General features: G+C 69.4%; 28 protein-coding genes. 16 read left to right on the plus strand and 12 right to left on the minus strand.

What is annotated here, in order from left to right:
- Positions 1 to 39: 39 nt before the first annotated feature.
- Positions 40 to 1,845 carry an SLC13 family permease gene (locus tag ACFVV0_RS02485; RefSeq protein ID WP_387057741.1) on the plus strand — a complete coding sequence of 602 codons (1,806 nt, stop codon included), beginning with the start codon at positions 40 to 42 and terminating at the stop codon, positions 1,843 to 1,845.
- Here the strand turns inward: ACFVV0_RS02485 and ACFVV0_RS02490 are convergent.
- A complete protein-coding gene (locus ACFVV0_RS02490; RefSeq protein WP_387057744.1) occupies positions 1,842 to 2,141 on the minus strand; it encodes a hypothetical protein in 300 nt (99 codons plus the stop codon). The two genes, ACFVV0_RS02485 and ACFVV0_RS02490, sit on opposite strands and share 4 nt — an antisense overlap.
- Positions 2,142 to 2,276: 135 nt before the next feature.
- Here ACFVV0_RS02490 and ACFVV0_RS02495 point away from each other — a divergent pair, with 135 nt between their 5' ends.
- From ACFVV0_RS02495 to ACFVV0_RS02515, 5 genes are all read left to right on the plus strand, one after another.
- Entirely contained in the window at positions 2,277 to 3,065 is a 789-nt protein-coding gene (locus tag ACFVV0_RS02495; RefSeq protein ID WP_387057747.1) for an ABC transporter ATP-binding protein, read from the plus strand.
- Positions 3,066 to 3,146: 81 nt separating this feature from the next.
- A complete protein-coding gene (locus ACFVV0_RS02500; RefSeq protein WP_387057749.1) occupies positions 3,147 to 4,256 on the plus strand; it encodes a type III polyketide synthase in 1,110 nt (369 codons plus the stop codon).
- Entirely contained in the window at positions 4,253 to 4,777 is a 525-nt protein-coding gene (locus ACFVV0_RS02505; protein ID WP_387057752.1) for an isoprenylcysteine carboxyl methyltransferase family protein, read from the plus strand. The genes ACFVV0_RS02500 and ACFVV0_RS02505 overlap by 4 nt, the downstream gene beginning before the upstream one ends.
- Positions 4,774 to 5,838: an NAD(P)/FAD-dependent oxidoreductase gene (locus tag ACFVV0_RS02510; protein WP_387057754.1), complete on the plus strand. Its 1,065-nt coding sequence runs from the start codon at positions 4,774 to 4,776 to the stop codon at positions 5,836 to 5,838. The genes ACFVV0_RS02505 and ACFVV0_RS02510 overlap by 4 nt, the downstream gene beginning before the upstream one ends.
- Before the next feature lie 93 nt (positions 5,839 to 5,931).
- Positions 5,932 to 6,264, plus strand: a complete 333-nt coding sequence (locus tag ACFVV0_RS02515) for a hypothetical protein (protein WP_387057757.1) — start codon at positions 5,932 to 5,934, stop codon at positions 6,262 to 6,264.
- An 86-nt stretch (positions 6,265 to 6,350) separates the two neighbouring features.
- Here ACFVV0_RS02515 and ACFVV0_RS02520 read toward each other — a convergent pair whose 3' ends face one another.
- The 5 genes from ACFVV0_RS02520 to ACFVV0_RS02540 form a co-directional block, all read right to left on the minus strand.
- On the minus strand, positions 6,351 to 6,761 hold the full coding sequence (locus ACFVV0_RS02520) for a hypothetical protein (RefSeq protein WP_387057760.1): 411 nt from the start codon (positions 6,759 to 6,761) through the stop codon (positions 6,351 to 6,353).
- A gap of 87 nt (positions 6,762 to 6,848) precedes the next feature.
- Positions 6,849 to 7,529 carry an HAD hydrolase-like protein gene (locus tag ACFVV0_RS02525; RefSeq protein ID WP_387057763.1) on the minus strand — a complete coding sequence of 227 codons (681 nt, stop codon included), beginning with the start codon at positions 7,527 to 7,529 and terminating at the stop codon, positions 6,849 to 6,851.
- 37 nt (positions 7,530 to 7,566) lie between these two features.
- A complete protein-coding gene (locus ACFVV0_RS02530) occupies positions 7,567 to 7,989 on the minus strand; it encodes an SseB family protein (protein WP_387057766.1) in 423 nt (140 codons plus the stop codon).
- A complete protein-coding gene (nucS, locus tag ACFVV0_RS02535; RefSeq protein ID WP_387057769.1) occupies positions 7,989 to 8,684 on the minus strand; it encodes an endonuclease NucS in 696 nt (231 codons plus the stop codon). Before nucS ends, ACFVV0_RS02530 begins: the two co-directional genes overlap by 1 nt.
- 30 nt (positions 8,685 to 8,714) lie before the next feature.
- The gene (locus ACFVV0_RS02540) at positions 8,715 to 8,996 is read right to left on the minus strand and encodes a DUF1905 domain-containing protein (RefSeq protein ID WP_387057772.1); all 282 of its coding nucleotides are present in this window, start codon (positions 8,994 to 8,996) and stop codon (positions 8,715 to 8,717) included.
- 65 nt (positions 8,997 to 9,061) lie between these two features.
- Between ACFVV0_RS02540 and ACFVV0_RS02545 the strand changes: the two genes are divergently transcribed.
- Entirely contained in the window at positions 9,062 to 10,105 is a 1,044-nt protein-coding gene (locus ACFVV0_RS02545; protein WP_387057775.1) for a lactonase family protein, read from the plus strand.
- Between the two features lie 9 nt (positions 10,106 to 10,114).
- On the opposite strand, the gene ACFVV0_RS02550 is transcribed toward ACFVV0_RS02545, so the two are convergent.
- Positions 10,115 to 11,269, minus strand: coding sequence for an epoxide hydrolase family protein (locus ACFVV0_RS02550; RefSeq protein ID WP_387057777.1), 1,155 nt, complete (start codon positions 11,267 to 11,269; stop codon positions 10,115 to 10,117).
- Positions 11,270 to 11,339: 70 nt separating this feature from the next.
- Here ACFVV0_RS02550 and ACFVV0_RS02555 point away from each other — a divergent pair, with 70 nt between their 5' ends.
- Entirely contained in the window at positions 11,340 to 12,299 is a 960-nt protein-coding gene (locus tag ACFVV0_RS02555; protein WP_387057780.1) for a helix-turn-helix transcriptional regulator, read from the plus strand.
- On the opposite strand, the gene ACFVV0_RS02560 is transcribed toward ACFVV0_RS02555, so the two are convergent.
- Entirely contained in the window at positions 12,269 to 13,564 is a 1,296-nt protein-coding gene (locus tag ACFVV0_RS02560; RefSeq protein WP_387057783.1) for an MFS transporter, read from the minus strand. The two genes, ACFVV0_RS02555 and ACFVV0_RS02560, sit on opposite strands and share 31 nt — an antisense overlap.
- A 92-nt stretch (positions 13,565 to 13,656) precedes the next feature.
- Here ACFVV0_RS02560 and ACFVV0_RS02565 point away from each other — a divergent pair, with 92 nt between their 5' ends.
- Together ACFVV0_RS02565 and ACFVV0_RS02570 are read left to right on the plus strand one after the other, a co-directional pair.
- The gene (locus ACFVV0_RS02565) at positions 13,657 to 14,718 is read left to right on the plus strand and encodes a LacI family DNA-binding transcriptional regulator (protein ID WP_387057786.1); all 1,062 of its coding nucleotides are present in this window, start codon (positions 13,657 to 13,659) and stop codon (positions 14,716 to 14,718) included.
- Positions 14,719 to 14,745: 27 nt separating this feature from the next.
- On the plus strand, positions 14,746 to 15,957 hold the full coding sequence (locus ACFVV0_RS02570; RefSeq protein ID WP_387057789.1) for an amidohydrolase: 1,212 nt from the start codon (positions 14,746 to 14,748) through the stop codon (positions 15,955 to 15,957).
- A gap of 125 nt (positions 15,958 to 16,082) precedes the next feature.
- Here ACFVV0_RS02570 and ACFVV0_RS02575 read toward each other — a convergent pair whose 3' ends face one another.
- Together ACFVV0_RS02575 and ACFVV0_RS02580 are read right to left on the minus strand one after the other, a co-directional pair.
- Positions 16,083 to 17,414 (minus strand): MATE family efflux transporter, encoded by a 1,332-nt coding sequence (locus ACFVV0_RS02575; protein WP_387057792.1) that lies wholly within the window; start codon positions 17,412 to 17,414, stop codon positions 16,083 to 16,085.
- Complete coding sequence (locus ACFVV0_RS02580) at positions 17,411 to 18,178, minus strand: dienelactone hydrolase family protein (RefSeq protein WP_387057795.1); 768 nt, start codon at positions 18,176 to 18,178, stop codon at positions 17,411 to 17,413. The genes ACFVV0_RS02575 and ACFVV0_RS02580 overlap by 4 nt, the downstream gene beginning before the upstream one ends.
- A gap of 201 nt (positions 18,179 to 18,379) precedes the next feature.
- Between ACFVV0_RS02580 and ACFVV0_RS02585 the strand changes: the two genes are divergently transcribed.
- Positions 18,380 to 19,246, plus strand: a complete 867-nt coding sequence (locus ACFVV0_RS02585) for a LysR family transcriptional regulator (RefSeq protein WP_387057798.1) — start codon at positions 18,380 to 18,382, stop codon at positions 19,244 to 19,246.
- A gap of 43 nt (positions 19,247 to 19,289) precedes the next feature.
- On the opposite strand, the gene ACFVV0_RS02590 is transcribed toward ACFVV0_RS02585, so the two are convergent.
- Together ACFVV0_RS02590 and ACFVV0_RS02595 are read right to left on the minus strand one after the other, a co-directional pair.
- Positions 19,290 to 20,018: an alpha/beta fold hydrolase gene (locus tag ACFVV0_RS02590; RefSeq protein WP_387057801.1), complete on the minus strand. Its 729-nt coding sequence runs from the start codon at positions 20,016 to 20,018 to the stop codon at positions 19,290 to 19,292.
- A gap of 120 nt (positions 20,019 to 20,138) precedes the next feature.
- A complete protein-coding gene (locus ACFVV0_RS02595; RefSeq protein ID WP_387057804.1) occupies positions 20,139 to 20,978 on the minus strand; it encodes an aldo/keto reductase in 840 nt (279 codons plus the stop codon).
- 100 nt (positions 20,979 to 21,078) lie between these two features.
- Between ACFVV0_RS02595 and ACFVV0_RS02600 the strand changes: the two genes are divergently transcribed.
- The 5 genes from ACFVV0_RS02600 (at position 21,079) to ACFVV0_RS02620 (ending at position 25,385) form a co-directional block, all read left to right on the plus strand.
- Positions 21,079 to 21,930: a serine/threonine-protein kinase gene (locus ACFVV0_RS02600; RefSeq protein ID WP_387057807.1), complete on the plus strand. Its 852-nt coding sequence runs from the start codon at positions 21,079 to 21,081 to the stop codon at positions 21,928 to 21,930.
- A 102-nt stretch (positions 21,931 to 22,032) separates the two neighbouring features.
- Positions 22,033 to 22,470 carry a VOC family protein gene (locus ACFVV0_RS02605; RefSeq protein WP_387059443.1) on the plus strand — a complete coding sequence of 146 codons (438 nt, stop codon included), beginning with the start codon at positions 22,033 to 22,035 and terminating at the stop codon, positions 22,468 to 22,470.
- Positions 22,467 to 22,670 carry a hypothetical protein gene (locus ACFVV0_RS02610; RefSeq protein WP_387057810.1) on the plus strand — a complete coding sequence of 68 codons (204 nt, stop codon included), beginning with the start codon at positions 22,467 to 22,469 and terminating at the stop codon, positions 22,668 to 22,670. The genes ACFVV0_RS02605 and ACFVV0_RS02610 overlap by 4 nt, the downstream gene beginning before the upstream one ends.
- A 79-nt stretch (positions 22,671 to 22,749) precedes the next feature.
- The gene (locus ACFVV0_RS02615; protein WP_387057813.1) at positions 22,750 to 23,673 is read left to right on the plus strand and encodes an ABC transporter ATP-binding protein; all 924 of its coding nucleotides are present in this window, start codon (positions 22,750 to 22,752) and stop codon (positions 23,671 to 23,673) included.
- Positions 23,670 to 25,385, plus strand: coding sequence for an ABC transporter permease (locus ACFVV0_RS02620; RefSeq protein ID WP_387057816.1), 1,716 nt, complete (start codon positions 23,670 to 23,672; stop codon positions 25,383 to 25,385). Before ACFVV0_RS02615 ends, ACFVV0_RS02620 begins: the two co-directional genes overlap by 4 nt.
- Positions 25,386 to 25,416: the final 31 nt, after the last annotated feature.

The raw sequence follows: 25,416 nt of genomic DNA on the forward strand, positions 1-25,416 counted from the left end.
TCTTTCCCGGCCGGAGGCCCGTACCGCTAGATTCGCCCTGTGAGTGAGATCGCGGTGACCCTGGTGATCCTGGCCCTCGTGGTCGTCGCTTTCGTGAGTGGAAAAGTGCCGGCCGGTCTCGTCGCCATCGGCGCCTCCCTCGCCCTGCTCGCGACGGGGGTGCTCGACCTGCCCCAGGCGTTCGCCGGGTTCGCGGACCCCGCAGTGGTGCTGATCGCATCCCTATTCGTGGTCGCCGAGGGTCTCGACGCCTCCGGGCTGACCGGATGGGCTGGGCAGCAGCTCATCGCCCGCGGCGGCACCAAGGCGGCCGTGCTCACCGTGCTCGTGATGCTGCTCGTCGCCGTGCTCTCAGCGCTCATCAGTGTGAACGGCGCGGTCGCCGCACTCCTGCCGGTCGTGGTCGTCGTCGCCTCGCGCATCTCGGTCGCGCCGTCGAAGTTGCTGCTCCCGCTGGCCTTCGGCGCACACGCCGGGTCGCTGCTGACGCTGACCGGCAGCCCTGTGAACGTCATCATCTCCGAGCTCGCAGCCGACACCGGGCACGGGGCGTTCGGGTTCTTCGCGTTCACCCCGATCGGCGTCGTGCTGGTCATCGGGACCGTTCTGATCACCGTCTTCTTCGGTCGCTGGCTGATCCCCGGGCGGTCGCCGGCCACCATGCCCCGCGACCTCAGCGATCACGCGCGCACGCTACTGCGGGAGTACGCCTCGCCGCAGCCGTTCGCGCGCGTGCGGGTTCGCTCCAACTCTCCGCTCGTGGGACGCACGGCCGGTGACGCGCACCTCGAAGCGCACGCACCCGTGCAGCTGATCGCTGTGCAGGGCAACGAGCGGCGGCCGGCCGGCGAGACGATCCAGGCGGGGGATCGCCTGCTGGTGCGCGGGGAGACGGCCAGCATCCGCATCCTGAAGAAGGAGGCAAAGCTGGCCGGTCTCGGTGTGAACGGGTCGATCGGCCGAACGGATGCGCTCATCGATGCTTCCTACGGCGTCGCCGAGGTCGTCGTCGCGCCCCGGTCGACGATGCTGGGCGAGACGGTCTTCCCCGGCATGGTCACCGACAGCGGCGACCTCGTCGTTCTCGCGGTGCAGCGTTCCGGGGAGGTGATCGATGCGCAGACGATCGTGCTCGAATCCGGGGACATCCTGCTCGTGCAGGGCCGGTGGGATGCGCTCGATCTCAACCTGGCCGACCCCACCGTTCTCGTCGTCGACGAGCCGGACCAGCTCCGCCGTCAGGCGGCACCGCTCGGCATCCGGGCGTGGACCGCGCTCGTCATCCTGGTGCTGATGGTCGCGGCCTTGGCGACGGGCATCATGCCCGCCGCCGTGACCGGCCTGCTCGCCGCCGCCGCCATGGTCCTCACCCGCACGGTGACGGTCGAGCGGGCTCACCGCTCCATCTCGTGGACCACGCTGCTGCTGGTCGCCGGAATGATCCCCATGTCCACCGCGATCACCAAGACCGGCACGGCGGAACTCATCGCCAACGGGCTGGTGGATGTGGTCGGCCAGTACGGGCCGCTGCTCGTGCTGCTCTCGCTCTGCCTGGTCGCGCTCATCTTCGGCCAGCTGATCAGCAACACCGCGACGGCGCTCATCATCGCGCCGATCGCCGTCTCGGTCGCATCCGAGCTCGGGGTTTCGCCGTTGCCGTTCCTGATGGCCGTCGCCGTCGTCTCCGCCGCGGCGTTCCTCACCCCGGTCGCGACGCCCGCCAACTTCATGATCATGGGACCGGCCGGCCTGCGGTTCGGCGACTACTGGAAGCTGGGCACGGTGCTCGCCCTGCTCTTCCTGGCGGTCGCCGTGCTCCTCGTCCCGCTCATCTGGCCGTTCTAGCCCTCACGGCCGGCCTTCGTGATCGTCGCGTCACTGGTCTGCGCACGTTCGCGCCGCGAGTTACGGTATGCCCTGAACCCGGCCCCCACGACGATGTTGTACGCGACTGTCAGTGACGAGTTCACCAGCATTGGAGAAACGAGTTCCGGCCCGGATTCCGGACGCGTTTCCACCTCTTGATAGATGGCGGTCGCCTGCATTGCCACACTGGAAGCAAGCACGATCCCGACGGCAAAGGCTACCCAGAGAACGGCTCCTAGTGTGCCGTGCCGCTTACGGGGAATCCGTTGATCCATGCCACCACGGTAGTGGTTAGAGTATTGGACATTTGATTCCAGCTGCGGCTTCAACGCGACTCCGGCTCACCTCGGATGCTCGGATGAACGACGGCACGGCTGGATAGCGCGCACGGCTCGGGCAGTATTGGGGGAGTGAGTGAACACACGATTCTGAGAACGCAGGGCGTCGGCTTCGTGCGCAACGGCCGCACGATCCTCGACGAGATCGACTTCGAGGTGCGGGCTGGCGAGCACTGGGCCCTGATCGGAGCGAACGGCGCGGGCAAGAGCACGATCCTCAGCATGCTCGGCGCCGTCGTGCATCCCAGTCGCGGAACCGTCGACGTTCTGGGCAAGCGCCTCGGCCGGGTCGACCTGCGCGAGCTGCGCGGCCTGATCGGCCACGTGAATCCGCGCCACCAGGTGCGGTCGCCGCTCACCGTGCGGGATGTCGTGCTCACCGGCGTCACCGGCACCACCGAGCGCATGCTGCGCTGGGAGCCGACCGTCGAACAGTCCGAGCGGGCCGAGCGGCTGATCGACCTGCTCGGGATGCGCGACCTCGCCGACGCCACCTGGCCCAACCTCTCGCAGGGCGAGCGCGGCCGCACCCTGATCGCCCGCGCCCTCCAGCCGGATCCCCACCTCCTGCTGCTCGACGAGCCCAGCACCGGTCTCGACATCGCCGCGCGCGAGCACCTGCTCGACCGCATCGACGGCCTCCGCGTCGAGCATCCGGACCTCGCCAGTGTGCTCGTCACCCACCACCTCGAAGAGCTGCCGGCGAGCACCACCCATGCGCTTCTGCTCCGCGACGGCCGGATCGTCGCCCAGGGTCCCGCCGACGACGTTCTCACGAGCGCCCTCATCAGCGAGACCCTCGACTACCCGCTCACCCTCACCCGCACGGACGGCCGCTGGTCGGTGCGAACGGCACGCTGAACGGTTCGAGTGCGTCAGCGCTGCCCTGCGCGTTCGCTCCGCGTCGCCCCACGGCGTGTCATGCGGTGGTACGTTCCGCATATGACGCGAATCGTGGCAGTGGCGCCGGTGGTTCCGGCGAGAAGCTACAGCCAAGCCGAGATCACCACCGCGTTGCTGGCGATGATCACCACCGACCCGGGGCGTCAGGCCGTCATGCGGCGCATCCATGCGTCCAGCGGCGTCGAGACGCGCAACCTGGTGATGCCGCTGGAGCGGTACAGTTCCATGGCTTCCTTCCAGGAGTCGAACGACTACTTCATCGCTGAGGGCACCACCCTCGCCGAGCGCGCCCTGACCGGCGCGCTCGCCGCAGCGGGCCTCGAACCGGCCGACATCGACTTCCTGCTCTTCACCTCCGTCACCGGCATCGCAGCACCGTCGATCGACGCCCAGCTCGTCCAGCGTCTCGGCCTGCGGTCCGATGTGAAGAGGTTGCCCAGTTTCGGCCTGGGATGCGTTGCCGGTGCGGCCGGAATCGCCCGCGTGCACGACTACCTCGTCGGGCATCCGAACGAAGTCGCCGTGCTGCTCTCGGTGGAACTGTGCTCGCTCACCGTGCAGGCGAGCGACGATTCGATGGCCAACATCGTCGCGAGCGGCCTGTTCGGCGACGGGGCGGCGGCGGTCATCATGGTCGGCGACCAGCGCGCGAAGCAGCTCGGCCTGGCCGGCCCCGAAGTCATCGACACCCGCAGCCGCATCTATCCCGACACGGCGGATGTGATCGGCTGGGACATCGGCGGCACCGGCTTCCGCATCGTGCTGAGCGCGGGCGTGCCCGAGGTGATCGATCGCAACTTCGCCGGCGACGCCGCTGGGCTGCTGGCCGCGCACGGGCTGACGATCGACGATGTCGGGGCGTGGGCCGCGCATCCGGGAGGCCCGAAGGTGCTCGAGGCGTTCGCCCGGGCGCTCGAACTGCCCGACGGGGCGCTCGACGCGAGCTGGCGTTCGCTTGCCCGGGTGGGCAACCTCTCGTCCGCGGCGGTGCTGCACGTTCTGGCGGAGCTGATGGATGCGCATCCGGAGCCCGGCACCAACGGCCTGCTGTTCGCGCTCGGCCCGGGGGTCACCGCCGAGCTGGTCCTCCTGCGCTGGGCCGACGGCGCGGCAGCGGGGGCGACGACCGAGATCGGTGCCGCTGCGTGATCCTCTACACGGTCCTCGTGCTCGCAACCGGCGTCGAGCGCATCGCCGAGCTGGTGGTGTCGACGCGCAACGCGCGCTGGTCGTTCGCCCGCGGCGGTGTCGAGTTCGGTCGCGGTCATTTCGCGCCCATGGTGGCCCTCCACACCGGGCTGCTGCTCGCGTGCCTCGCCGAAGTCTGGTTCGGCGACCGCCCCTTCATCCCGTGGCTGGGCTGGCCGATGCTGGTGCTGGTGCTCGCGAGTCAGGCACTGCGCTGGTGGTGCATCGCGGTGCTCGGCCCACGCTGGAACACCCGGGTGATCATCGTGAAGGATCTGCCGCTCGTCGCCGGCGGACCGTACCGCTGGCTGAAGCACCCGAACTACATCGCCGTGGTCGTCGAGGGTTTCGCGCTGCCCCTGGTGCACACGGCCTGGATCACGGCGTTGGCGTTCACCGTGCTCAACGCCGTGCTGCTGCTCGCCGTTCGCATCCCGGTCGAGAACCGCGCCCTCGCGACGGTCGTGCCCGCCCGCTCATGAGCACGGGCGACGCCGACCTGATCGTGGTCGGCGGTGGCCCGGTCGGGCTGGCGACTGCGATCGAGGCGCGCGCCGCCGGCCTCGACGTTCTCGTCGTCGAGCCACGGGAGGGCCCGATCGACAAGGCCTGCGGAGAGGGACTGATGCCCGGTGCCCTCGCCGCGCTGCAGCGGCTCGGGGTCGAGCCCGCCGGTCACGCCCTCGGCGGCATCGCGTACCTGGATGCGCGGCGAGCGGTCGAGCATCGGTTCGGCGCGCATCCGGGTCGCGGCGTGCGGCGGACCGTTCTCCACGTTGCGCTGGCCGAGCGGGCAGCGGATGCGGGGGTGCGGTTCGAGCGCGGGCGGGTCGTGGCCGTCGAGGCCGGGCCGGGGAACGCATCCGTACGCCTCGCCGGACGCAATGGTGCCGAGTCGCCCGCACTCGACGCTCCGTGGGTCGTCGCCGCCGACGGGTTGCACTCCCCGGTGCGGCGGATGCTCGGGCTGGAGCGCGCACCGCAGCGCGCGTCGCATCGGCGGTACGGCATCCGGCGCCACTACCGCGTCGAGCCGTGGAGCGACCTGGTCGAAGTGCACTGGGCGGGCGCCGTGGAGGCGTACGTCACACCCGTGGACGCGCACACAGTTGGAGTGGCCATCCTCGGGCCCCGGCTCTCCGATCCGGATGCAGCCCTCGCGGACATCCCGCGGTTGGCCGAGCGTCTCGGCGCAGCCGAACCCGCGAGCTCGTCGCGTGGTGCCGGACCGCTTCTTCAGCGCACCGCAGCGAGAACGAGTGGGCGCGTGCTCCTCGCGGGCGATGCCTCGGGATACGTGGATGCGCTCACCGGCGAGGGCCTCAGAGTGGGCTTCGCGCAGGCCCGTTCCGCGGTCGCCGCGATCGTTGCGGCTGACCCGGCGCGGTACGAGCGCGAGTGGCGGAGTGAGACCAGGGACTTCCGGATGCTCACCTCGGCTCTCGTCGTCGCCGCACGCTCCCCGCTCCGAGACCGCATCGTGCCGGCGGCCGTGCGTGCTCCCCGGCTGTTCGGATCGATCGTCGAGCGTCTCGCACGCTGATCACGGGCTGACCGATCGGACTGTCCTTGGAGAGGCAGACCGGGTAGTATGCGGTATTGCCATTGGTCACATGCAATATTTCTCGAGGTCGCAATGAACACCCAGATCACACCGCACGAGGATGCTCCCGACGAGCCGTCGGCGGAAGCCCCGGCGGAGCCTCCCGTGCGGGAGCGAGTGATCGCAGGAGTGCCGACCACATCGCGGCGGACGACCATCACGTTCTATCTCCCCGAGGGCCTGCGCACCCGCGCGAGGGCCGCGTTCCGGTCGACGTCGTTCGACGAGCAGGACAGCAGCTGGTCGGAGATGATGAACAAGGCGCTGCTGGCCGAGGTGCAGCGGCGGGAAGACATCCACAACGCCGGACAGGTCTTTCCGGGCAGCGACGATCCGCTCACGCCGGGCCGGCCGATCCACTACTGAACCCGGCGCCGCCCAAAACCGGCGCATTCGAACGCGGGCGCCGCGCGAACCAGGGAGTCGCGCGGCGCCCGTGCAGTGTGCCGTGCCTAGTTGGCTGTGACCGTGTAGGTCACGGAGACACCCGGCGTGCCGACAGCGACGGTGTACTTGTCGTTGGCGTACACGGCCTTCGTGTCGGTGGCCTCGGTGGTCGGCGTGTAGCCGGCCTTCTCGAGTGCGGCCTTCGCGTCGGCGAAGCCGGTCTTGCCCTCGGGCTGCACCGTGACGCTCCAGCCGTTGTCCGCGTCGCCGCGGGCGACGAGGATGGTGCCGTCGATGATCGGGACATCGCTCTTCGGGAAGCTCGCGGGGAGCTGTGCCGAAGCGGTGGTCTCGCTCGCCGACGGACTGGCGGAGCTGTCGGAGGCGCTTCCGCTCGCGCAGCCGGCGAGCGATCCGATGGTGAGAGCGGCCGCGATGACGGCCGGGATGAACAGTTTCTTGTGTGCGTTATGCATGTTGATTCCTAGTGCTGTATGCGCGGTGTTGCGATATTGCAAACATCCACCCTACTCGCAGCCATGCTGCCGCTCCTATGACAAATGTCAGCCAAGCAAGAGGGAACTGAGCTGATCCGTCGAATGCACCACGGCGATCGCTCCCGCCGCCTCCGCCGGAGAGCCGTAGCCCCACTCGACGAGGATGGTCGGGAGGCCGTTCTCGGCAGCACCTTCCACGTCGAACGAGCGGTCGCCCACCATCACCGTCTGAGCGAGGTCGACGCCCTGCTCGGTGAGCCGGCGGATGGCCTCGGCGACGACGTCGGCCTTGGCGCTGCGGGATTCGTCTTCGGTGGCGCCGGCGACGACATCGAAGTACTTGGCGAGGTCGAAGTGCTCGAGGATGCGCGCCGCCTGCGCTTCAGGCTTGCTGGTGGCGACCGCCAGGGGGATGCCCGCATCCCGGAGCCGCTGCAGCACGCCGCGGATGCCCGGGAAGACCGCGCTGTCGAAGGCGCCGTGCTCGTGATACGAGGCGCGATAGACGGCGAGGGCATTGCGGGCCTCTTCCTCCGTCATGCCGGCCAGGTCTCTGAGGGACTCGAGCAGCGGCGGTCCGACGTACTCGACGAGCTGTGCGGGGGAGGGCACGGGCAGTCCGAGGGTCTCGAAGGTCGAGGCGAGCGAGGCGGTGATGCCGGATGCGGAGTCTGTGAGGGTGCCGTCGAGGTCGAACAGGACGCAGGTCCAGGTGCGTGTGACGGTGCGGGGGAGGGTATCGGTCATAACCGTCCAATGGTAGGTGAGAGGGATCGAAGAACGCTCAGCGTCCGCTCAGGGCGGATTCGATGTGGGATCGCGCGACGATCATCGTCTCTTCGGCGCCGGGATTGAACTGTACAGCCACGAAGTCGGCCGTGGCTATGAATCCGAGGGCTTCCGTAGCGGGCACGATGACGGCTTGCAGCTTCTGCCCGGCACCGCCGGGAGTGCTTCCGACCGCATCCCGCAGCGCCTTCATCGAGGTGAAGAGCGGGAGCACCGCCTCGCCGGTCGTCGACGAGATGGTGCGCAGGGTGGTGCTCTCGGGCGTCGAGCCGGTCACGTCGACGACCAGGCCGCCCGTGACCGCGGCGGCGAGCAGTGCATCCAGATTCGGGATGCTCGGCTCGGCCGCGATCGCCGCGAGGGCCTTGCGAACCGGTACGTTCTCGTAGCTGGACGGGAAGCGCGGTGTCACGGCCATCAGAACAGCCTGCTGTCGCTGTCGTCGAGGCCGCGCATCGCGTCGTAGTCGAGCACGAGGCAGCGGATGCCGCGGTCCTCTGCGAGAGTGCGGGCTTGCGGCTTGATCTCCTGGGCCGCGAACACCCCCGCCACCGGCGCGAGGTGGGGGTCGCGATTCATGAGCTCCAGGTAGCGCGTGAGCTGTTCGACCCCGTCGATGTCGCCGCGACGCTTCAGTTCGACGGCGACCGAGCCTCCCGCCGCATCCCGAGCCAGGATGTCGACCGGGCCGATCGCGGTCATGTACTCGCGGCGCACCAGCACGTGCCCGTCGCCGAGGAGGTGGATCTGCTCGGCCAGGAGCTTCTGCAGATGCGCTTCGACGCCGTCCTTCTGCAGGCCCGGGTCGAGGCCGAGATCGTGCGCGGAGTCGTGCAGGATGTCGTGGATCGAGACCACGAGCATGTCCGCCGTCTTGGCCTGGGTGACCTTCCAGATCTCGGTCACGCCGGCGTCGGCCTGGGCCTCATCGGGCTCGAGCACGGAGAGCGTGCACGGCGGGCTCATCCAGTTGAGCGGCTTGTACGATCCGCCGTCGGAGTGGACGAGCAGGCTGCCGTCGGACTTCAGCATGAGGAGCCGGTTCGCGAGGGGAAGATGCGCGCTCAACCGTCCCGCGTAGTCGACGGAGCACTTCGCAATGACAAGACGCACCCAACTATCGTACGGTGCGTCCGCGGCGCCTCACTGTCGCAGGGTGACGGTGACCTGAACCTTGTCGCCGATGTCCTTACCGAGGCTCTTGCGCACCTTTGCGCTCAGGGACAGCATGTGAGCGCCTGTCCCCGTGACCATCGCCCCCACGTTCTCGAGCTGCACATCGTCCACCGTCGCATCGACCCTGACAGCCTTGCGCGTGCCGAAGAACGTCGCAGAGTCGGGGATCTCCACACAGCTCCAGAGCTCGCCCTTGACGTCGACTCCGATGCGGGTCTCGAATGCGATTCGGTTCGTGTCTGTGCCCATCCCCACACGATATCCGTCGGCCGTGGAATCGCCGCGCGTGCATCGGGTGCTGCCAGGATGGGGGGATGACGCGCGCACTCCTCATCGGCACATACACACAGAAGGTCCCCGACGTCGACGGTCACGGCGACGGCATCGTGAGCGCGGTCTTCGACGGCGAGATGGTCGCCGACGCGGTGCTCGCGGCGCCGTTGGCGAACCCGTCATGGCTCACCGCCAACGCCGACGGCTCCCGGGTCTACTCCGTGCTGGAGACGGCTCCGGACGGCTGGGTCGCCGCCTTCGCACGAGACGGTTCCGGCGCGCTCAGCCCGCTCGGGACGGTCTCGGCCGGCGGCGCCGAGCCCGCCCACCTCACGCTCGATCCGAGCGAGCGGTTCCTTGTCGTCGGCACGTACAGCGGCGGCTCGATCTCGGTGATCGCGCTCGACGACGACGGCGCGCTCGGCGAACGGGTCGCCTTCGTACAGCATCGTGGCAGCGGCCCGGATGCGCGGCGGCAGGAGGGCCCGCACGTGCACCAGCTGAGCTTCGACCCCATCACCGGAGACCTCGTCGTCGTCGACCTGGGGCTCGGTCAGGTGCTCTTCTACGGTTTCGGCAGCAACGGGCAGCTGACACTGCGGCCCGAGGCCACGATCTCGCTCGGAGCGGCGGGACCGCGGCACCTCGCCTTCCACCCGGACGGGCAGCACGCCTTCGTCGTGAACGAGCTCGGCAACACGGTCGACGTCCTGCGTCGTAGCGGCGACCGGTTCGAGCGGGTGGGTGGCGCATCCACCCGGCCGGCCGATGCCACCGGTGACAGCACGACCGCGGCCGTGCGGGTGTCGCCGTCGGGCGCGACGGTGTTCGTCACGAACCGCGGCGACGACACCGTCGCGGTGTTCTCGTTCGACGCGGCCGACGGCCTGACGCTGGTGGCGACCGAGCCGACGAGAGGCAAGGCGCCACGCGACCTCATCGTGACTCCGGATGGGGACCGCGTGCTCGTCGCCAACCAGGACACTGACAGCGTGGCCGTCTTCTCCTTCGATGAGGAGACGCGGTCGTTCGAGTTCCTCTCGTTGGCGCCCGTGCCGACGCCGGTCTGCCTGCGCCTCGTCTAGGGCGTCCTGTCAGAGCGCGCGCAGGGTTGCGAAGAACGCGCGGATGTCCTCGGCGAGCACGTCGGGGCGCTCGAGTGCCGCGTAGTGCCCGCCGCCCTCGAACGCCGACCAGTGGATGATGTTGTCGTTGTCCCGCTCCGCGAAGGCACGGATGGATTTGAAATCGTCGGAGAAGACCGCGACGCCGATCGGGGAGTGGTTGACCGCGGGTTCGGCGCCGGCGTGCGCCTCCTCGTAGTGGTAGCGGCCGATCGTGGCCGAGGTGTTCGTGAACCACTCGAGCGACGCCTCGGTGAGGATCTGTTCGGTGGTCACGAGACTCGTGCCGTTTCCGAACGACTGGAACAGCTCGTTCCAGGCCAGCTGCCCGATCGGGGAGTCCGAGAGCGCGGCAGCGACCGTCTGCGGGCGGCTCGCGTTGAACGCGTTGTAGCCGCCCACCGACTGGAACCATTCCAGGTGTTCGAGCGCCGCGTAGTCCTTCGGCTCCAGCTTCTCGAACTCGGCCGGGTCGCCCGACGGGAACGAGAAGAGCTGCAGCACGTGTGAGCCCAGATAGCCGTCGGGCGCGGCCAGTCCGAGCTCCCGCCCGACCAGCGCGCCGGCGTCGCTTCCGTGCGTGCCGTACTCCTCGTAGCCGAGGCGGTGCATCAGGATGTCGAAGGTGCGGGCGACGCGCGCCATCGTCCAGCCACGGTCGGCGACGGGAGTGCTGAACCCGAAACCGGGGAGCGACGGGACGACGACCGAGAAGGCGTGCTCGGCTCGTCCACCGTGTGCGACGGGGTCGACCAGCGGGCCGATCAGGTCGAGGAAATCGACGAAGCTGCCCGGATACGAGTGCACGAGCATCAGGGGCGTGGCGCCCGGCTCGGCCGACGGGACATGGAGGAAGTGGATGGTCTGCCCGTCGATCTCGGTGAGGTAGCCGGGGAAGGCGTTGATCCGTTCCTCCTGTGCGCGCCAATCGAAGCCCTTCTGCCACGCGTCGATCATTTCGCTCAGGTAGGAGTTGGGAACGCCGTACTGCCAGTCGTCCTCGGCGGCGGCGGGGCGGGGAAGACGCGTGCGGGCGAGGCGCTCCCGCAGGTCGGCGAGGTCGGCGTCGGAGACGGCGACGCGGAACGGGGTGATGCTTTCAGTGGTGGTCGTCTGAGTTGTCATGGCTTCACTGTAGAAAGCCAATAGGAACGTTCTCTTCCTATATATTGACGAAGCTGCGAGGATCTTCGACATGACCGACACGGCGTCCCGGATGCTGCGCATCCTCGCCCTCCTGCAGGTTCGCCCAGCGTGGACGGCGGCCCAGCTGGCCGAGCGGCTGGAGGTGACCACGCGCACGATCCGCACCGATGTCGACCGGCTGCGCGAGCTCGGCTACCCCGTGGATGCGGTGCGCGGCTCTGCAGGGCACTACCGCCTCGGGTCCGGCGGCACGATGCCTCCGCTGCTGCTCGACGATGAGGAGGCGGTGGCCGTCACCATCGGCCTGCGCGCGGCCACGGGCATCAGCGGCATCGAGGAGAGCAGTGCCCGCGCGCTGCGCAAGCTGGAGCAGGTGCTGCCGAATCATCTGCGCATCAAGGTGACCGCCGTGCACGAGACGGTGTCCAAGGCCCCGGAGAACACCGGCAGCAATGTGGCCGACCCCGTGGTCGACGCGGAGGTGCTCTCGGCGATCGCGACGGCCATCCACGACCACCACTGGCTGCGCTTCGACGAGCACGACGTGCAGCACGCGGTCGAGCCGTACCGCCTGGTCAACTGGCAGCGCCGCTGGTATCTCGTCGCCCGCGATGCCATGACCGGCGAATGGGCCGCGCACCGCGTGGACTGGCTTGCCCTGAGGATGCCCACCCGCCGGCCCTTCGCACCTCGCCCCCTCGAGAACGACGACTACTCGAGCTTCGTACTGCGAACGGTCGCGTCCACGGGCTGGGCCGTGCACGCGCGCATCACGGTGTCGGCGCCGGCCGAGGAGGTGCTCTCCCGCATCAACGCAGCGGTCGGCGTCGTGGAGCCGATCGACGCCGAGACCTGCGTGCTCGTCACCGGCGGCGACAGCGTCGAGATCATCGCGGTGTACATCGGGATGCTCGGCCTCGACTTCCGTGTGACCTCGCCGCCCGAGCTGGTCACTCAGCTGCGGATGCTGGGCGCCCGCTACGCGCGCTCGGTCGAGTCGGTCGTCTGAGTCGGCCCGGTCGGTCCCGCCGGCGTGCCGGAACGCCGAGCGCGCGAGGACTCCCGCACGGCCGGAGCGGCCAGGAACGCGGCGACCAGGAGCACGAGGATGAGGTACAGGGCGTTGAGCAGGCCGAACTCCTTGCCGAGGAACCCGATGACGGGCGGCCCGACGAGGAAGGCGCTGTAACCGATGATCGCCACGGCGCTCACGCGGGCAGCAGGGTTGGCGGCGCCGTCGGCCGCCGCGGACATCCCGAGCGGGAAGCCGAGTGAGACGCCGAAGCCCCAGAGCACCGTGCCGATGACGACGAGCCAGAGTGGGCCGCCGAGGATGAAGATCAGCAGTCCGACCGCGCCGAGGCCTGCGGTGATGCGGATCGCCGCCACCCGGCCGATCCTGTCGACGAGTGGTCCGCCCGCCACCCGGCCGATCGTCATCGCGGCGACGAAGAAGCCGAACACGACGGCACCGGTCGAATTGTCCTGCCCGTGCCCGTCGACCACCGCCAGGGAGATCCAGTCGTTCGCCGAGCCCTCGCCGAACGACATCCCCAGCATGACGACGCCGATGAGGATGAGCCGCCAGTCGGCCCACACGGCGAGGCTCTCGCGCATCCGCTGCCCGAACGGCTCTGCGGGCTTCTCGGCGCCCTCGTCTCCGAGCTCGGCCTCTCGGGGAATGTAGCGAACGGCCACGATCGCCACCGCCACGATCACGACGGCGAGCACGATCAGGTGCCACGACACGTCGATGTTCAGGGCTGCGGATGCGGCGCCGATTCCCGCGCCGATCACCGTTCCGAGGCTGAAGCAGGCGTGCATCAGCGGCATGAGCGTCTTGCCGATCTCGCGCTCGACCGCCGTGCCTTCGACATTCATCATGACGTCGACCATCCCGTTGCCGAAGCCGAGCAGGATGAGCCCGGCCGCGACCATGGGGATCGAGTGCGCCACCGAGGTGCCGACGCCGAGCAGTACCAGGCCCACCGAGACGATCACCAGCGAGGAGACCATGCCCTTGTGCGGGCCGAAGCGGACGAGCACCGGAGAGGACGCGGCCAGTCCGGCGATCGCGCCGACCGACATCCCGAGAATGAGCAGCCCGATGGCGGACGGGTCTTTGCCCAGTCCGAGACCGTCGCGAACGCCCGGGATGCGCGCCACCCAGGTGGCCATCGCGAGGCCGCTGAGGATGAAGATCACGAACACCGCATTGCGCCAGGCGGTGAGCTCACGGCGGCTGCGGTCAGTGGTCTGGGTCGTCTGCGACATGGTGTCCCTGCGGGTTCGAGGCGGGGTTCCGACGGGGCCGGAAAAGCGGGTCGAATCGTTTCGATCGAAACGATTCGACTAAGCTACCACACGTGGACGAAACAATCACGACCCCAGCGCGCCCGACGTTGGCGGCGGTGGCCCGTCTGGCCGGCGTCTCGAACTCGACGGCCTCCCTCGCGTTCAGCGGCACCGGACCCGTCTCCGATGCGACCCGCGACCGCGTGCTCGCCGCAGCGAAAGAGCTCAACTATGCGGGGCCCGACCCACGTGCCCGCTCTCTGCGCCGCGGCCGTTCCGGCATCGTCGGCGTCGTCATGGAGGAGCGCGTCCGCGACGCCTTCCACGACCCGATCAAGATCGCCATGCTCGACGGCATCGCCCAGGAGATCGGCGTGATCGACGCGGGGCTCCTCATCCTCACCGACGCGGGCGACACCGCCCAGCGCATCGACGACGCTCCGATGGATGCGGTGGTGCTGATCGGCTGCAGCCCCCGGCTCGACGAGTCGGTCGCCATCCTCCGCCAGCGCGGCATCCCGCTCGTCGCCATCGAGGGCGACCCCGCCGACGACGTGCTCACCATCGGCCAGGACAACCGCGACGCTTCGCGTATCGCAGCGCAGCACCTGGCCGACCTCGGGCACGAACGCGTCGCCATCGTCGCACTCTCCCTCGACCGCGACCGCACACGCGGACCGATCACCCCCGAACGTCTCGCCCGAGGCACGTCCAACACGACCCTCGCCCGCCTCGCCGGCGCACACGACGTGTTCCCGGATGCGCCCGCATACGCCACCCGCGGATCCTTCGTCGAGGAGGGCCTCCGCGCCGCCCACGCCCTGCTCGCCGACCCGGCCTCCCGGCCGACCGCGATCATCGCTCAGAGCGACCTGCTGGCCGCCGGCGTCATCCGCGCCGCCGAGGAGCTGGAGCTCGCCGTGCCCGCCGACCTCAGCGTCGTCGGCTTCGACGGCGTGCGGGTCGACGGCCTCTGGCCCTACGACCTGACGACGCTCGTGCAGCCCGCTGTCGACAAGGGACGTGCCGCGGGCGTCGCCATCGTCGACATGCTCGACGGCCGCACTGCGCATCCCGCCACCTTCACCAGCGTCTTCCACCTCGGCAACACCACCGCGCCTCCCGCCGGCTGACCGCCCCGCTCGCTCTAGGCTGAGGGGATGACGGATCTCGAAGCCCTGTACCGCGACCTGCACAGCCACCCCGAGCTCTCCTTCCAGGAGCACCGCACCTCTGGACTCATCGCCGAGCACCTCCGAGAACTCGGCCTCGTCGTGACGACCGGCATCGGCCGCACCGGTGTCGTGGGCGTGCTCGAGAACGGCGCCGGCCCGACCGTGCTGCTCCGGGCCGACATGGATGCGCTGCCCGTGCTCGAGGACACCGGCCTCGCCTGGGCTTCCACGCAGACCTCGACCGACGACACCGGCACGGTCGTGCCGGTCATGCACGCCTGCGGCCACGACATCCACATCACCTGCCTGATCGGTGCGGTCGAGCGGCTGGCCGCCGAGCGCGGCGAATGGAGCGGGACCCTGGTCGCCCTCTTCCAGCCGGGGGAGGAGCACGGCGGCGGCGCCCAGGTGATGGTGGAAGACGGACTCTACGAGAAGGTCCCGCGCCCGGATGTGGTGCTCGGCCAGCACGTCACGCCGCTGCCTGCGGGGATGCTCGGCGCGCATCCGGGAGCCGCCATGGCCGCCGTCGACACCATGGAGATCACCATGCACGGCCGCGGTGGGCACGGATCCCGTCCGGAGACGACCATCGACCCCGTCGTGATGGCCGCGGCCACGGTGATGCGCCTGCAGACCGTGGTCTCACGCGAAGTCGCTCCGCAGGACACGTCGGTCGTCACGGTCGGTTCGCTGCACGCGGGAACGGCCAACAACATCATCGCCGCAGAGGCCAGGCTCGGCGTCAGCGTTCGCAGCTTCAACGAGGAGGTCCGCGCGCGGGTGCTCTCCGGAGTCGAACGGATCGTCACCGCCGAAGCCGCCGCATCCGGTGCGACGGAGCCGCCGACCATCGAGTTCGGCGAGCAGTATCCGGTGACCGTCAACGACCCGGACGCGACCGCCCGCGTCACCGCAGTGTTCGCGGCGGAGTTCGGCGAGGACGCGCTGTTCGACCCGGGAGCGCTCTCGGGCAGCGAGGATGTCGGCAACCTCGCCACCGCGGCCGGCGTCCCGCTCGTGTACTGGATCCTCGGCGGAGCGGACCCGGAGAAGTACCGCGCGGCCGCGGCCGCGGGCGCGCTGGAGACGGACATCCCGTCGAACCACTCCCCGCACTTCGCACCCCTGTCGCAGCCGACCATCGACACGGGCGTGCGCGCCCTCGTGGTCGCCGCCCGGGAGTGGCTCTCGTAGGTCGTCGCCCTTTCGCGAGGTCGGAGTTCTGCGCCTCGAATCGCGCGATCATCCGTCGTGACGGAGTATTCGTCGGCGTGTCGAAGGACTTCTCCTTCGCAAGGTGGCCGCGTTCGCGGTGATAGTCACACGCCGACGCGCATCCAGCGCGTCGTCCGGGCACGCAGGCCGAGCGTCAGCGCGCGTGCGCCGATGTAGCCGAACGCGAACGCGGCCGTCAGCCAGGCGAGTCCGGATGCGTCGTGGCCGCCCCAGGCGCCGACCGCCAGTGCGAGCGGCACGAACACTGCGACGTTCGCGAGGCCCGTGAGCGCCAGGTACCGCGCATCCCCGGCCCCGATGAGCACCCCGTCGAGCACGAACACGTAGCCGCCCAACGGCGCCCCGAGCCCGATGATGACGAGCGTCACGGGGAGCAGGGATGCGACGGCCGGGTCGCTCGTGAACAGTGCCGCGGCCACCGGGCTGGTCACCACGACGAGCGCTCCGAAGGCGACCCCGGCCCCGACGCCCCATTGCAGGCAGCGGCGGAGCACCGCCCGGACGCCCGCGAGGTCCCCGGCACCCAGCCCCTTGCCGACGAGTGCCTGCGCTGCGATGGCGAGCGCGTCGAGGGCGAAGGCGACCGTAGCGAAGACGGTCAGCGTGACCTGGAAGGCGGCGAGCTCATCCGGCCCCAGCCGGGTCGCGGTGAACACGGCGAGCAGCATGGCCGCGCGCAGGCTCGCCGTGCGCACGAAGAGCCAGCCGCCCGACCGCACGCTGTTTCCGAGACCGGCGTGGTGCGGCAGCAGCGGCGCCCCGACCCGGCGCGCATTGCGCGCGACGATCACGAGGTAGACGGCGGCCATTCCCCACTGGGCGACGACGGTGCCGATGGCCGAGCCGGCGATCCCGAGTCCGAGCGGATAGATGAAGACGAAGTTGAGCAGGATGTTGACAGCGAACCCCGCGCCGGCGACGTACAGGGGCGTGCGGGTGTCCTGCAGCCCGCGCAGCAGCCCCGTTCCGGCGAAGACCAGCAGCATCGCGGGCAGTCCGAGCATGGAGAGCTCCAGATAGCGGGTCGCGGCGGCCGAGATCGAGGGTGACGCGCCGAACAGGGCGACCAGCGAGGGCGATGCGAACCAGCCGCCGACGGCGAGCACGATCCCGAGGCCGAGCGCGAGCCAGCATCCGTCGACCCCGGCCGCCACGGCACCGCGCTCGTCGCCTGCGCCGAGGCTGCGCGCCACGGCGGGCGTGGTGCTGTAGGCGAGGAAGACCATGAGGCCGACGATGGTCTGCAGGATGGCGCTGGCGATCCCGAGACCGGCGAGCGGGACGACGCCGAGATGGCCGACCATCGCAGAGTCGGCGAGCAGGAACACGGGTTCGGCGACCAGTGCGCCGAGCGCGGGAACGGCCAGGCGGAGGATCTCCCGGTCGACCCGCTGCCGCTCGACGTCGCTCTTCACCGACCCAACGCTACCGCCCGTGTTCGCGCGTCGAAGTGCCGGGCGAAGAACGCCACCGAGTCCTCCGCCTCGAACCACGGCACCTGGTGGTGCCCGCCGGGGTTGGCGTGCAGCGTCTTCTCCGTCGAGGCGAAAGTGTCGAACAACGCGAGACCGGATGCGCGGTCGATCTCCTCGTCGTCCCACGGGAGCAGGAACTGGATCGGGATGGTGATCCGTGCCGCCGCTTCGAGGAGGGAGTCGTACACGAGGACCCCGCCGACGACGGCAGCGGTGATCCGGGGTTCGACCGCCATCAGCGGCAGCCCGATGGCCGACGCCAACGTCATCCCGGTGTAGCCGACCGGACCGTCGGGGCCGATCTCGGGCAGCTCCTGAAGCGCGTCGAGAGCGGCCTGCCATTCCGGCACGGCACGCTCCGCCAGCGACGCGTTGTAGTCGGCGACGATCCGGCCGATCGGCCCGCCGGCCGCCCGGGCCTCGAGGAGGGCGGAGACCGACTGGTTGTCCGCCGCCGATCGCGGCCGGTCGCCGTGTCCCGGGGCGTCGATGGCCGCCACGATGTACCCGCAGGTGGTCACGAGGTGGTGGGCGCGGGCCACGAGTCCCTGTGCCCGCTTGTGCAGGCCGCCGCCGTGGCCCATCAGCACCAGTGGCGCACGACCGGGCAGGGATGCGGGCGACCAGAGAACGCCGGTCACGTCACCCAGAGTGAACGAGCGCTCGATGACACCGTTCGACGATGTCTCGGTTGTGAAATGCATAGGTTGTTGCCTTTCGGGATTGCCTTGTCGAGGCGCTCCCGGCGACACCTACGTCAAACCGCCGCCCGTGAAGAAGACGGGGAGCACCCAATCGATACTGCGTTCATGGGTCTCACCTCCTTGCGTGCGTCACGGACTCGGCGACTTTATCAGCCCGAACGCCACCACGTCCATCGTCCGGTTTGCGGGCATGATGGCAGAGTGCGGATCGATGAGGTCACCCATTTTCTTGCGCTCGCCGCCGACGGCCATGTCGCGCACGCGGCCGAGGCGCTCGGCGTCTCGCAGTCGACCCTGTCGCGGTCGATCGGCCGACTGGAGGCGGAGATGGGCGTCGAACTCTTCGACCGCTCGAAGAACCGGCTGGAGCTGAACCGCTACGGGCGGATCCTGCTCACCCACGCATCCCGTGCGCTGACCGAGTTCGAGACCGCTCGGGCCCGGATCGATGCGCTCCGCGATCCCTCGGCGGGAACCGTGTCGATCGCCTACGTGTCGTCGTTCGGTTCGTGGCTGATCCCGCGGGTCGTCGGCGACTACCGGGCACTGTTCCCCGAGATCCGGTTCGTGCTGAGCGGCGGCACGGCCGACACCGTGCTCGAGGCGATCAGCGGAGGGGCTGCTGACGTGGCGTTCCTGAGCCCCGACCCCCGCGATCCGGAGATCGACTGGCGGCCCCTCACCTCGGAGCGGCTGGCACTCGGCGTCCCGGAGGGGCATCCGCTCGCGTCGAGAGAAGGCGTCCAGGTGAGCGAGCTCGAGGAGCTCGACTTCGTCGCGCTCAAGCCGGGTTCCGGGCTGAGGGGGATCGCCGACTCCTACTTCGCGATGCACGGGGTGGTTCCCCGTGTGGTGATGGAGGTCACCGAGCTCTCGACGCTGCGCGGACTGGTGCGGGCCGGCATCGGCGTCGCGCTCCTGCCCGACACCGAGAACGATCCCGGGATCACGTTGGTCCCGCTCGCGGACGAGGCGACGCGGGTGATCGGCTTGGCCACGAACCGGTCCCGCAGCACGTCGGCGGCAGCCGCGCAGTTCGCCCGGTTCGTGCGGGAGGAGTGGTCGTGAGACCACCCCTCCCGCCCGAGCACCGTCAGTGGGGTCGTCGCCGTCAGCTCACCGCATCCACTGCGGCGAGGATCGCGGCGATCGTCACCTGCGGCTGCGACACCATGGAGACGTGGGATGCGTCGACCTCGGTGATCGTCGAGCCCGCACGCTCCGCCATGCTCCGCTGAACCCCGATCGGGATGGTGCGGTCGTCCGTGCCGAGCACGGCCCAGCTCGGAAGCGTCTTCCAGGCGGGGACACCGGATGGAGCGACGTTCGCACCGAGGGCCGCCGGGCGCTGGCTCGCGACGATCAGCAAGCGGTCCGCTTCGGGCAGGTCCTGCGCGAAGCTCGTGTGCACGGTGTCCGGCTTGAGGAATGCCTCAGCGTCGCCCTCCGGAGCGCCCGGGTAGCCGGCGATGTCGAGCACGGTCGTCGGGTCGGGAACGTCGAGCGCCGATCCCGAGCCGGCCAGCAGGGCCACGACGGTGTCGCCTTCGTCGGGGATGAACGCATCCACGTAGACGAGGGCCTTGACGTCTCCGCCGCCGAGCGCCGCGTTCGTGATCACGGCGCCGCCGTAGGAGTGGCCGACGAGCACGACGGGTCCGCTCGTGCGCTGGGCCAGGTATGAAGCGATGTAGGCAGCGTCGCCCGCGAGCCCGCGCAGCGGGTTCGGCGGAACCTGCACGGTGAAGCCCTGTTCCTGGAGCCGCGGCGTCACCTCGTTCCAGCTGGAGCCGTCGGCCCAGGCTCCGTGGACGAGAACGATCGTCGGTCTGTCAGACATGTGGTTCCCTTTCGTCGCGCCGTGGACCTGAGAGATACTCAGGTCGTCTGATCGAAGCTACCGCGCGAGGGGGCGACGCGCCAGACGCTTCGCCCCCTGTTCATCCGTGCGACGGGATGCTCACATCTCTTCGTGGGTGTTCGGGTCACCGCCGAACAGTCGGCCGTCCGGCTTGCCGAGCGCCGTGATCGCTGCGACCTCGTCGCCATCGAGCTCGAATCCGAAGATGTCGAAGTTCTCCCGCTGCCGCGCTGTCGAGGCCGACTTCGGGATGGGCAGCGAGCCGATCTGCGTGTGCCAGCGCAGCACCACCTGGCCCGGAGTGACGTTGTGGGCCGCCGCCGCGTTCGTGATGGGTTCCGCCGTGAGCACGGGCGCGTTCTTGCCGAGCGGACTCCATGCCTCCGTGACGATGCCCTTCGCGCGGTGGTACTCCACCAGCTCGGTCTGGGGGAAGAACGGATGCAGTTCGATCTGGTTCACGGCAGGAAGCACCCCGGTCTCCGCCTCGAGCCGTTCGAGGAACTCGATCGTGAAGTTCGAGACGCCGATCGACCGCACCGGGCCGTCGGCGCGCAGCTCGATCATCGCCTTCCAGGTGTCGAGCCACTTGCCGACGCTGGGGTTCGGCCAGTGGATGAGGTAGAGGTCGAGGTAGTCGAGTCCCAGGGCGTCCAGCGAGCGGTGGCACGAGGCCAGCGTCTCCTCGTAGCCGTGGTCGCGGCCGGGAAGCTTGGTGGTGACCTGGATCTCCTCGCGCGGCACGGAGGTCTCCGCGACGGCTCGGCCCACCGCATCCTCGTTGCCGTAGTTCACAGCGGTGTCGAGCAGCCGGTAGCCGATGTCGAGAGCCGAGAGCACGGCCTCCGTGCCCTCCTGTCCGCGCAGCGGGTAGGTGCCGAACCCGAGCGGGGGAAGGGTGTTGCCGTCGTTCAGGGGGATTCTCGTGTCAGCGTTCATTCCTCTATAAGCAGCATGGATGCGCTTCCCGTGTCAAGCCCCCGGGCCCGGTTCGCCAGGCGCGCGGGCCGTCCGTACACTCGTCCGAGGAGGCCTGCCCATGACGACGACCATCCCGGAATCCGCTGCACCGTTGCTGCTCGGCCGTTACCGGCCGCACACCCTGATCGGCCGTGGCGGCATGGCATCGATCTTCCGTGCGCACGACGAGACGCTCGACCGCGATGTCGCCCTCAAGCTGTTCCGCGCGGGCGGTGCCGCCGACATGGACCAGCACCACACCGAGCTGGCCGCGCTCGCCCGGCTCAGCCACCACGGCATCGTCTCGCTCATCGACGCGGGCATCGACTACTCGACACCGGACGACCCGCGGCCCTTCCTCGTGATGGAGCTGGTGCGCGGAACGGATCTGCAGACCACCCTCGACCAGCGTGCTCCGACAACCGAGGAGATCGCCGAGATCGCCTTCGACCTCGCCGAGGCCCTCGAATACGTGCACGCCCGCGGCGTCATCCACCACGACCTCAAGCCGTCCAACATCATGCTCGTCGAGTACGGCACCTCGACATTCCGCGCCCGCGCCCGCCTGGCCGATTTCGGGATCGCACTCTCAGCCGAAGACGACACCAGCGACCACGGTCAGGAGACCACGGGTACGGCGGCCTACCTCAGCCCGGAGCAGGCCGCTCGTCAGCCGATCACCACGGCTTCCGACGTCTACTCGCTCGGTCTCGTGCTGCTGCAGTGCTTCACGCGCACGATCGCGTTCCCCGGCGGTCAGGTCGAGTCGGCGATGGCGCGGCTCTCGGCCGACCCGGCTGTCCCCGGCGATCTTCCCGGCCGGTGGTCACCGCTGCTGACGGCGATGACCTCCCGCGATCCGGATGCGCGGCCCACGATGGCCGACCTGACCCTCGCCTTCCGCCAGGAGATCTTCGACGCGACGACCTGAGGGTGATCCACTGCGGAAGCCCTGGACCAGCACGAGCATCCGTGGCATCGTGAGCGCATCAGCTGCCTGGCGTCAGTGAGTCGAAGGGACGTAACCGTGTACATGAAACTGGAAGTCGTCGTTCTCCCCGTCTCCGATGTCGATCGGGCGAAACAGTTCTACGAGCGGCTGGGCTGGCGGCTCGACGCCGACTTCGCGCTGGATCCGGAGTACCGGGTGGTGCAGTTCACGCCGCCGGAGTCGGAAGCCTCGATCATCTTCGGCACCGGCCTCACCACGAGCGCGCCGGGCTCCAGCCAGGGGTTGCAGCTCACCGTGTTCGACATCGAGGAGGCGCGCGACGCACTCGTGCAGGCGGGCGCGGATGTCTCGGAGATCTTCCACGATGCAACCGGCGTCTTTCACCACGCCGGCACGAAGGACCGCGTGCCCGGTCCGCATCCCGAGCGCGCCGACTACTCCTCGTTCGCCTCCTTCGAAGACCCGGACGGCAACGGCTGGATCGTGCAGGAGATCAAGACAAGGCTGCCGGGACGATGAGCGCGCAGGATGGGGAGCTCGCGCAGAACGAGATGACCCCGGTGATCCTCGACCACCTGAAGCAGGCCGCCGAGGCCCATGGTGTCCACGAGGCCACCGAGCTCGGCGGCAAATACGACGAGCAGTGGCCGGAGTGGTACGCCCAGCACATGACGGAGACGCTCATCGCGGCGGGGTACCGGCTCGTCGCGACGTCGTAGTCGACAGCGGGCTGCGTCGACCGTATATAAATCGTTAGGAGTTTTCACAAACTTGTGAAAACAGCGTAGAGTCACGCGCATGAACACAGTGATTGAGGCCTCCGGCCTCGAGAAGCGTTTCGGTCATGTGCGAGCCCTCGACGGCCTCGACCTCTCGGTCTCGGCGGGGGAGGTGCACGGCTTCCTCGGTCCGAACGGGGCGGGCAAGTCCACGACGATCCGCATCCTGCTCGGACTCGCGAAGTCCAGCGGCGGCAGCGCCACCCTCTTCGGGCGCGACCCGTGGAAGGACGCGGTCGACCTGCACCGCCGTCTCGCGTACGTTCCGGGCGACGTCAGTCTCTGGCCCAATCTCTCCGGCGGCGAGGCCATCGACCTTCTCGCGCGCCTCCGCGGCGGCACCGCCGATAAGGCCGCATACGCCGCTCGCAAGAAGCGCCTCGTGGACGCCTTCCAGCTCGACCCGGCCAAGAAGGGCCGCACATACTCCAAGGGCAACCGGCAGAAGGTGGCCCTGGTCGCCGCTTTCGTGACGCCGGCCGATGTCTACATCCTCGACGAGCCCACCAGCGGCCTGGACCCGCTGATGGAGGCGGTCTTCAACGCGGAGGTCGCCCGTGTCGCAAAAGAGGGAGCGACCGTGCTGCTCTCCAGCCACATCCTCTCCGAAGTGGAGCAGCTCTGCGATCGGGTCAGCATCATCCGTGCGGGCAAGACCGTCGAGACCGGCACGCTGAGCGACCTCAGGCACCTCACGCGCACCGAGGTCGCGTTCGCGGCCGACGGGGTGACCGAGGTGCAGCTCGCCCGCATCCCGGATGCCCACGACCTGCACGTCGACAACGGGCGCGTGCACTTCACGGCCGACAGCGACAAGCTCGCGGCCGTGCTGGCCGCGCTCGCAGAGATGGACACCAAGGGTCTGACCGTCGCTCCGCCGTCGCTCGAGGAGCTCTTCCTGCGCCACTACGGCGACGAGCTCGTGGAGGCGAACGCACGATGAGCACCACCACGACCGAGACGCGCTCGCCGGTTTCGCGTCACGAGCATCCGCACTCCACGGACGGTGCGCACCCGCAGGGCACGGTGCGCATCCTCGGCGTGCTGCTGAGGCAGCGCATGCGCCGTGACCGCTGGCAGCTTCTCATCTGGATCCTCTGCATCGCGCTGCTCGCGCTGTTCTCCGCGTCGAGCATCCAGACGACGTACGGGGATGCCGCGGGTCGCGCCGATCTGGTGAAGCTGGCCATTGCGAACCCCGCGATCCTCATACTGCGCGGTCTGCCCCAGGGCACCGGGCTGGCGTCGGTCACCTTCTTCGAGATCTTCACCTTCCTCGCGCTGCTCGCCGGACTCATGAGCACCTTCCTCGCGGTTCGCCACTCGCGCGCCGAGGAGGAGAGCGGACGTGCCGAGCTCGTCGCCTCGACCCCGGCCGCGCGCATCCTGCCCACCGTCGCGACCCTCACTCACGGCGTGCTCGCCAACGTGGTGCTCGCCGTGCTCACCGGCCTCGGCTTCATCGCCGCGGGCCTCCCGGCGACCGGGTCCTTCGTGGCGGGAGCGGCGGTCGGGGGCGCGGGCATCGCGTTCCTGGCGGTCGGTCTGCTGCTCGCCCAGCTCATGATGAGCTCGCGCGGCGCCAACGGATTCGCGTCAGCGATCGTCGTGCTCGCCTACGTTCTGCGCGGCATCGGGGATGCGACGGGCACGGTCACCGGCGACGGCAACCACATGATCTCGGCGTGGCCGACGTGGCTCAGCCCCATCGGCTGGGGCGAGCAGATGGCGGCCTACACGGCGAACGACTGGCGTCCGCTCCTGCTCGACCTCGGTCTCGCGGCCGTCCTGATGGTGATCGTGTTCGCACTGCAGTCGGTGCGCGACTCGGGTGCCGGGCTCATCCCGGAGCGAGCCGGCCGACGGGATGCCCGCGCTGCCCTGAACGGACCGTTCGGCCTGGCCTGGCGGCTGCAGTGGCCGACCATCCTCGGCTGGACCGTCGGCGGCTTGTTCACCGGACTGCTCGCCGGTTCGCTCGGAAGCGTGGTCAGCTCGGCGGTCGCCGACGATCCCGGCCTGGCGAACATCCGGACGGCCATCGGCAGCATCGGTTCGGGAGGGTCGGGTCCGCTCACGCAGGTCTTCGTCGCCGCGATCTTCTCTCTCGCCGGTGTGCTGGCCGCGGCGTGCGCCACCCAGGTGGCGATCCGGTTGCGGCAGGAGGAGGCCGCGGGTGCCGCGGAGGTGCTGATGTCCACCCCGCTCTCCCGGGTGCGCTGGCTCTTCGAATTCCTTCTCGTCGGGGTCATCGCGATCGTCCTCGTGCTGGTCGCCGCAGCCGTCGCTGCCGGGCTCTCCGCAGTGTCGGCGGGTGAGGACGCATCGATCATCAACGATTCGTTCGCCGCAGCCGCCGCGCAGCTGCCCGTGGGCCTCGTCTACCTCGGTGTGCTGGCCCTGGTGTTCGTCGTCCTCCCGCGCCTGACGATCCCGCTCGCCTGGACCCTCCTCGGCCTCGGCGCGTTCGCCGGCATCTTCGGCGGACTGATCGGCCTGCCCGACTGGGCGCACGACCTCTCGCCATTCAGTCATGTTCCGGTCGTCGTCGGCACCGTCGACTGGACGGGCGGCTACTGGATGTTCGGCATCGCCATCGTCGCCACCGCGGCGGCTGCGGCGCTCATCCGTCGACGGGACTTCGCCATCGGCTGACGAATTCAGGGCGGCGCGCGTATATGGCTCG

It is taken from the genome of Leifsonia sp. NPDC058230, from assembly GCF_042882245.1.
Classification (GTDB): domain Bacteria; phylum Actinomycetota; class Actinomycetes; order Actinomycetales; family Microbacteriaceae; genus Leifsonia.

Bases quoted from the DNA above. Each gene is read 5' to 3' on its own strand.
- ACFVV0_RS02490 (WP_387057744.1), bottom strand. From the start codon at position 2,141: ATGGATCAACGGATTCCCCGTAAGCGGCACGGCACACTAGGAGCCGTT.
- ACFVV0_RS02500 (WP_387057749.1), top strand. From the start codon at position 3,147: ATGACGCGAATCGTGGCAGTGGCGCCGGTGGTTCCGGCGAGAAGCTAC.
- ACFVV0_RS02510 (WP_387057754.1), top strand. From the start codon at position 4,774: ATGAGCACGGGCGACGCCGACCTGATCGTGGTCGGCGGTGGCCCGGTC.
- ACFVV0_RS02515 (WP_387057757.1), top strand. From the start codon at position 5,932: ATGAACACCCAGATCACACCGCACGAGGATGCTCCCGACGAGCCGTCG.
- ACFVV0_RS02520 (WP_387057760.1), bottom strand. From the start codon at position 6,761: ATGCATAACGCACACAAGAAACTGTTCATCCCGGCCGTCATCGCGGCC.
- ACFVV0_RS02525 (WP_387057763.1), bottom strand. From the start codon at position 7,529: ATGACCGATACCCTCCCCCGCACCGTCACACGCACCTGGACCTGCGTC.
- ACFVV0_RS02530 (WP_387057766.1), bottom strand. From the start codon at position 7,989: ATGGCCGTGACACCGCGCTTCCCGTCCAGCTACGAGAACGTACCGGTT.
- ACFVV0_RS02540 (WP_387057772.1), bottom strand. From the start codon at position 8,996: ATGGGCACAGACACGAACCGAATCGCATTCGAGACCCGCATCGGAGTC.
- ACFVV0_RS02545 (WP_387057775.1), top strand. From the start codon at position 9,062: ATGACGCGCGCACTCCTCATCGGCACATACACACAGAAGGTCCCCGAC.
- ACFVV0_RS02550 (WP_387057777.1), bottom strand. From the start codon at position 11,269: ATGACAACTCAGACGACCACCACTGAAAGCATCACCCCGTTCCGCGTC.
- ACFVV0_RS02555 (WP_387057780.1), top strand. From the start codon at position 11,340: ATGACCGACACGGCGTCCCGGATGCTGCGCATCCTCGCCCTCCTGCAG.
- ACFVV0_RS02560 (WP_387057783.1), bottom strand. From the start codon at position 13,564: ATGTCGCAGACGACCCAGACCACTGACCGCAGCCGCCGTGAGCTCACC.
- ACFVV0_RS02570 (WP_387057789.1), top strand. From the start codon at position 14,746: ATGACGGATCTCGAAGCCCTGTACCGCGACCTGCACAGCCACCCCGAG.
- ACFVV0_RS02580 (WP_387057795.1), bottom strand. From the start codon at position 18,178: ATGCATTTCACAACCGAGACATCGTCGAACGGTGTCATCGAGCGCTCG.
- ACFVV0_RS02590 (WP_387057801.1), bottom strand. From the start codon at position 20,018: ATGTCTGACAGACCGACGATCGTTCTCGTCCACGGAGCCTGGGCCGAC.
- ACFVV0_RS02595 (WP_387057804.1), bottom strand. From the start codon at position 20,978: ATGAACGCTGACACGAGAATCCCCCTGAACGACGGCAACACCCTTCCC.
- ACFVV0_RS02600 (WP_387057807.1), top strand. From the start codon at position 21,079: ATGACGACGACCATCCCGGAATCCGCTGCACCGTTGCTGCTCGGCCGT.
- ACFVV0_RS02605 (WP_387059443.1), top strand. From the start codon at position 22,033: ATGAAACTGGAAGTCGTCGTTCTCCCCGTCTCCGATGTCGATCGGGCG.
- ACFVV0_RS02610 (WP_387057810.1), top strand. From the start codon at position 22,467: ATGAGCGCGCAGGATGGGGAGCTCGCGCAGAACGAGATGACCCCGGTG.
- ACFVV0_RS02615 (WP_387057813.1), top strand. From the start codon at position 22,750: ATGAACACAGTGATTGAGGCCTCCGGCCTCGAGAAGCGTTTCGGTCAT.
- ACFVV0_RS02620 (WP_387057816.1), top strand. From the start codon at position 23,670: ATGAGCACCACCACGACCGAGACGCGCTCGCCGGTTTCGCGTCACGAG.